Raw genomic sequence first — 6,002 nt, 5'->3', positions numbered from 1 at the left:
TTTTCTTAAACACGAACTTTAGACTGATTAAAAGTTTTTAACGTGCTGAAGTTTGTCAACATATTCCGGAGTATAAATTAAATTTCGGGCGTGGTTATCTATAATATAAATAGAGGAGGATTTTTGTGGAAGATTCAAGAAATATAGCTAAAAATTATAATCCTAAGGAGTTTGAAGAAAGAATTTACAAAAGTTGGGGGGATAAAGGATATTTTACTCCAGAAGTAGATGAAAATAAACAAGCTTATACTATAGTATTACCGCCACCTAACATAACTGGAAAGCTTCATCTAGGTCATGCACTTGATGATACAATTCAAGATATAATTATAAGAACTAAGAGAATGCAAGGCTACAGCACTTTATGGTTGCCAGGAGAAGACCACGCTAGTATTGCTACAGAAGTTAAAGTGGAAAATGAACTGCTTAAAAAAGGTTTGAAGAAGAAAGAGTTAGGAAGAGAAGCTTTCTTAGAAAAGGTTTGGGAATGGACTGATGAGTATAGGGAAAGAATAAGAAGCCAAATAAAGCAATTAGGATGCTCAGTTGATTTTACTAGAGAAAGCTTTACCATGGATGATAACTTAAATAAGGCTGTAAGAACTGTCTTTGTTAAATTATACAATGAAGGATTAATTTATCAAGGTAATAGAATCATAAACTGGTGTCCAAAATGTCAAACTGCTTTATCTGATGCGGAAATTGAATATAGTGAACATAGTGGTCACTTCTGGCATATTAAATATCCAGTTGTAGGTAGTGATGAGTTTTTAGAGGTAGCAACTACAAGACCTGAAACAATGCTTGGAGATACTGCTGTAGCAGTTAACCCTAATGATGAAAGATATGCTCATTTAATAGGAAAGAACTTAATGCTTCCTCTAGTAAACAGAGAAATACCAATAATAGCGGATGATTATGTAGATGTTGAGTTTGGTACAGGAGCAGTTAAAATAACTCCAGCTCATGATCCAAATGATTATTTAGTAGGTAAAAGACATAACCTACCGGAACTTAATATAATGCATGAAGATGGAACAATTAACTTCCCAGGAAGTAAATATGATAGCTTAGATAGATATGAAGCTAGAAAACTTCTCGTTGAAGATTTAAAAAATCAAGGTTTCTTAGTAAATACTAAAGAACATAATCATAATGTTGGATGCCACGATAGATGTAACACTACTATTGAACCAATGATTTCTAAACAATGGTTTGTTAAAATGCAGCCTCTTGCTGAACCAGCCATAGAAGTTGTTAAGAATAAGAAGGTAAAATTTGTTCCAGAAAGATTTGAAAAGACATATTTTAACTGGATGGAAAATATTCAGGATTGGTGTATATCAAGGCAGCTATGGTGGGGTCATAGAATTCCTGTATGGTATTGTAAAGACTGTGGTGAAGTTATAGTAGCTGTTGATGCTCCAAATAAATGTACTAAGTGTGAAAGTGAAAAGTTAGAACAAGATAAGGATGTACTTGATACTTGGTTTAGCTCAGCATTATGGCCTTTCTCAACACTAGGCTGGCCAGATGAAACACCAGACTTAAAGTATTTCTATCCTAATAGCACTTTAGTTACTGGTTATGACATAATATTCTTCTGGGTAGCAAGAATGATATTTTCAGGAATTTACTGTATGAAGGATATACCATTTGATAATGTATTAATTCATGGTATCGTAAGGGATTCAGAAGGTAAAAAAATGTCTAAATCACTAGGAAATGGTGTAGATCCTATTGATGTAATAGAACAATATGGTGCGGATGCTTTAAGATTTACCCTTATAACAGGTAATGCCCCAGGAAGTGATATAAGATATTATCCAGAAAGAGTTGAAGCTGCTAGAAATTTTGCAAATAAGATATGGAATGCATCAAGGTTTGTTCTTATGAACCTAGATGAAGAAATAATGAAGAAATATAGTGAATGTAAAAATTACAGCGCAGCAGATAAATGGATTTTATCTAGAATGAATTCTCTTATAAAAGAGGTAACAGATAACATTGAAAAATTTGAACTTGGTATTGCATCACAAAAAGTTTATGACTTTATATGGGGAGAGTTCTGTGACTGGTATATTGAACTTGTAAAACCAGTAATGTATGGTGAGGATGAAGAGGCAAAAGGGATAGCCTTTAATGTGCTAAATAAGGTTTTGACTACAAGCTTACAGCTGTTACATCCTATAATGCCTTTTATAACTGAAGAAATATATACTTATTTATATACTGGATATGAATCTATTACAATATCAAAATGGCCTGAATATGATAAATCCCTTTATGATGAAAAAGCTGAGAAGGATATGGAGTATGTAATTGAAGCTATAAAGTCATTGAGAAACGTTAGAACTGAAATGAATGTACCGCCATCAAGAAAGGCTAAAGTAATGGCATATATAACTGAAGGTGATGCAGCAGATGCATTTAAAAATGGCGTAAGCTATTTCCAAAAGCTTGCTTCAGCTAGTGAGGTTGAATTCTTAAATAATAAAGAAGAGGCTCCAGAAAATGTGGTTTCAGTAGTTACTAGAGGTGCGGAAATATTTATTCCTTTACTGGACTTAGTAGATCTAGAAAAAGAACTTGAGAGATTGAATAAGGAAAAAGAAAAGTTAGAGAAGGAAATAGATAGAGTGGAAAAGAAGCTTTCAAATGAAAAGTTTGTATCTAAGGCACCTAAAGAAGTTGTTGATGAAGAAAAAGCTAAAGGTGACAAATATAAAGAAATGTTAAAATCAGTTATTGAGAGATTGGAAAGTTTAAAATAACTAGTAGATTATTTATAAATACAGAGTCCTAATTGAAAAGAAACACTATCAAATTTATTGAATTTGATAGTGTTTTTATTACATAAATTTTAAGTTTGTTAAAATAAGTATTAAAGTTTAATGAAAAAATTACGTAAATATAAAATAAATAGTATTTTAAAAGATATTATATATTAAATTGAGACAACACAATTTTACATTTAATATTATTAAATGTAATATTTATGTAATATTCCTTTTTCGGAAGATGTTGAGAGGAAGGTTGATTATAATGAGTATATATTTTAAGGCAGTAATAATTTTTATAATTACTCTTTTAATATGCGAATTTATAATATATATATTAAATCAAAGATTACTAGTGAAAAAATTCAGGCTTACTTATCAATGTAAATACTTTGTAGAAAGTATATTATGTATAGTTATAGGAATCATTTCAGGAGTATTTGTCTAATTTATATAAATCTCAGATTTAAGGTCATGCTTTGTAGTATTATTAATAATAATCATCACATATTTTCAATTATATATTCATAAGGGGTGAACACATGGGAACTAAGAAGTCCATATTTGAAAAGTTTAAACTTGTTGAGAAAATAGATGAAGAAGCAGAAAACCAGGAAAATATAAAGCTTAATAATGAATCCTCTAACCAAGTGGGTGAAAACCATAGAAAGGAAACTAATGAGCTAGGAATTACTAATTTAAACATGAAATCTAATAATGTTTCTATAAATAGTGATAGGGAAGAAATAAGTGAATATAAAGATAGAGATACAGATATAAATCAAGTCTTAAGTATAAATGAAATTTATGATAAATTTACCTTAGAAAATGATAATACTAAAACAGTATTTATAATAGATGAATTTTTTAAAGCTTTGCCAGGAAATCTTCCCACTGAGATAAGAAAGCAATCTGTTATCAACATAATTAAAGCATCAGGAAAAGATATAAATTTACTTAAAAGAGATGGTGAAAGTAGATTAGTCATACTTAACGACTATATAAAGGAGTTTGCTAAAAAGATAGAAGATTCTAATATACAGGATGAAACAGAAATTAAACAGCTGATGAATGAAATAGAGAAATTGAAAAATCGTATAAATCAGAGAGAACAACTAGGACAAGAACAAAAGTCCATTATAGAATTCGAGATACAAAGACTAAGTAATATTATAAAGTCTGTTGAATAATGTTTATATAAAACCTATAGAGCTCCACAGTGAAAACTTAACTTATACTCCGGAATATGTTGCCAAACTTCAGCGCGTTAAAAACTCTTAATCAGTCTAAAGTTCGTGTTTAAGCAGAGAGCCAAAATCTGTGATTTTGTGCGAATCGCTTACTACTCTGACGAAAGGAAGAGTAGTTTCATAATAAATTTCTAAGAACCTTATATAAACTCGCTGCGCTCAAACATATATAAGGTTCTAAGATCTTCTAAAACACTTCACTAAGACTGATAAAAAGTTTTTAAATGTGCTTCAGTTTTGGCAACATATTCCTACGTATAAGTTAAGTTTCGAGCGTAAAAACCAATAGCTGTAAATAGGATATAGTTTAATACGGTGTATAATATCGTATACTAAAAAATGCTAGGAGGGGTTCATAGAAGCTCTTAGTATACGATATCATACTGTACATATATAGTAAGTTTAAATTTCCCTGTTAATGTATAGCTTTGCGTCATGTTATAATAAAAAGAGTAAAGAATATATCTTAAACAAAAAATATAGGGATGTGACAGTATGAATTATGAAGAAACAATGGAGTACATAACAAATACAGCTAGGTTTGGAAGTAATTTAGGATTAAGTAGAACAGAAAAAATACTGGAGCTTTTAGGAAATCCTCATAAGAAGCTAAAATGTATACACATTGCGGGAACAAATGGCAAGGGTTCAACTACTTCTATGTTAAGTAAAATACTAAAGACTGCTGGGTTTAAGGTTGGCATGTATACATCACCATATATTGAGGTCTTTGAAGAAAGAATACAGATAAATGAAAAGAATATTCCTAAAGAGGAATTGAGCAAAGCAGTTACTGAGGTATCGAAGGCTGTTGAAAAAGTTATTGAGCTGGGATATGATCATCCAACAGAATTTGAAATAATTACATGTACTATGTTTCATTATTTTTTAAAAGAAAAGGTTGATTTTGCAGTAGTAGAGGTAGGACTTGGAGGAAGACTAGATTCTACAAATGTTATGCCTTCATTCTCTGATGTTGAAAAGGGAGGCGTTATAGCCAGCGTTATTACATCTATAAGTTATGATCATACAAATATACTAGGAGACACTTTAGAAAACATTGCTTATGAGAAAGCTGGAATAATAAAAAATGGGATACCAGTTATAATGTATCCGCAAGAAAAAGAAGCTGAAGCTGTTATAGAAAAAGTGTGTATAGAAAGAAACTGCAAATTAATAAAGGTTCCTCATGATTGCATAATATATGAAAAAGACTTTGATAAAATTAGTAAGAAATCAAACAGGTATATTCAAAAATTTAAACTTAAAACATATGAAAATACCTATGATATAGAGTTAAGTCTTTTAGGATTACACCAATTAATGAATTGTGCTACATCAGTTTTTGCTATAGAAGAAATTATAACACAGGGAGTAAATATAACCAAAGATCATATTATTAGTGCTTTAGCAGAAGTTAAATGGATTGGAAGACTTGAGGTTATGAAAAATAAACCACTAGTAGTTATTGATGGTGCACACAATATAGATGGGATTAAAAAACTCAAAGAGAATGTAAGAAATTATTTTGAATATAATAACATGATACTTATTCTTGGAATACTAGCTGACAAGGAAGTAGAAAAAATGATTGAGATCATAGTTCCTATGGCTAAAAGAGTAATAGCTGTTACTCCTAATAACGAAAGAGCACAAAGCTCTGAGAAACTAAAAAATATAATAGATAAGTATAATGCTAACTGTGAAGCTGTGGAAAATTATAATGATGCATATAGACTAGCTAGATCCTACTGTAATGATGATGACTTACTTTTAGTTTCAGGATCTCTATATATGATAGGAGACATGAGGAAAATCATAAAAGCAAGTGAATAAGAATATATGTAAAAAGTGAAAATTCAACTTACACTCCAGAATGTGTTGCCAAACTTCAGCACGTTAAAGACTTTTAATCAGTCTAAAGTTCGTGTTTTTGAAAATCTAAGAAACTTTGATAAACTCGTACCTCAAA

At 30.4% G+C, this 6,002-nt stretch carries 3 protein-coding genes; all 3 read left to right on the top strand.

The features are described from left to right. Positions 1–125: 125 nt before the first annotated feature. The 3 genes from HGI79_RS21835 (at position 126) to HGI79_RS21825 (ending at position 5,866) form a co-directional block, all read left to right on the top strand. Positions 126–2,774: a valine--tRNA ligase gene (locus HGI79_RS21835; RefSeq protein WP_185652783.1), complete on the top strand. Its 2,649-nt coding sequence runs from the start codon at positions 126–128 to the stop codon at positions 2,772–2,774. A 548-nt stretch (positions 2,775–3,322) separates the two neighbouring features. Next, on the top strand, positions 3,323–3,970 hold the full coding sequence (locus tag HGI79_RS21830) for a hypothetical protein (protein ID WP_185652782.1): 648 nt from the start codon (positions 3,323–3,325) through the stop codon (positions 3,968–3,970). A 555-nt stretch (positions 3,971–4,525) separates the two neighbouring features. Then, positions 4,526–5,866: a folylpolyglutamate synthase/dihydrofolate synthase family protein gene (locus HGI79_RS21825; protein ID WP_185652781.1), complete on the top strand. Its 1,341-nt coding sequence runs from the start codon at positions 4,526–4,528 to the stop codon at positions 5,864–5,866. Positions 5,867–6,002: the final 136 nt, after the last annotated feature.

The sequence above is a fragment of the Clostridium sp. DJ247 genome, from assembly GCF_014231265.1.
The sequence above is the reverse complement of the archived record's forward strand: the minus strand, read 5'-3'. Positions and strand labels throughout refer to the sequence as shown.

What these genes read in the sequence shown, in the direction of transcription:
- HGI79_RS21825 (WP_185652781.1), top strand. Translation starts at nt 4,526, where the DNA reads ATGAATTATGAAGAAACAATGGAGTACATAACAAATACAGCTAGGTTT.
- HGI79_RS21830 (WP_185652782.1), top strand. Translation starts at nt 3,323, where the DNA reads ATGGGAACTAAGAAGTCCATATTTGAAAAGTTTAAACTTGTTGAGAAA.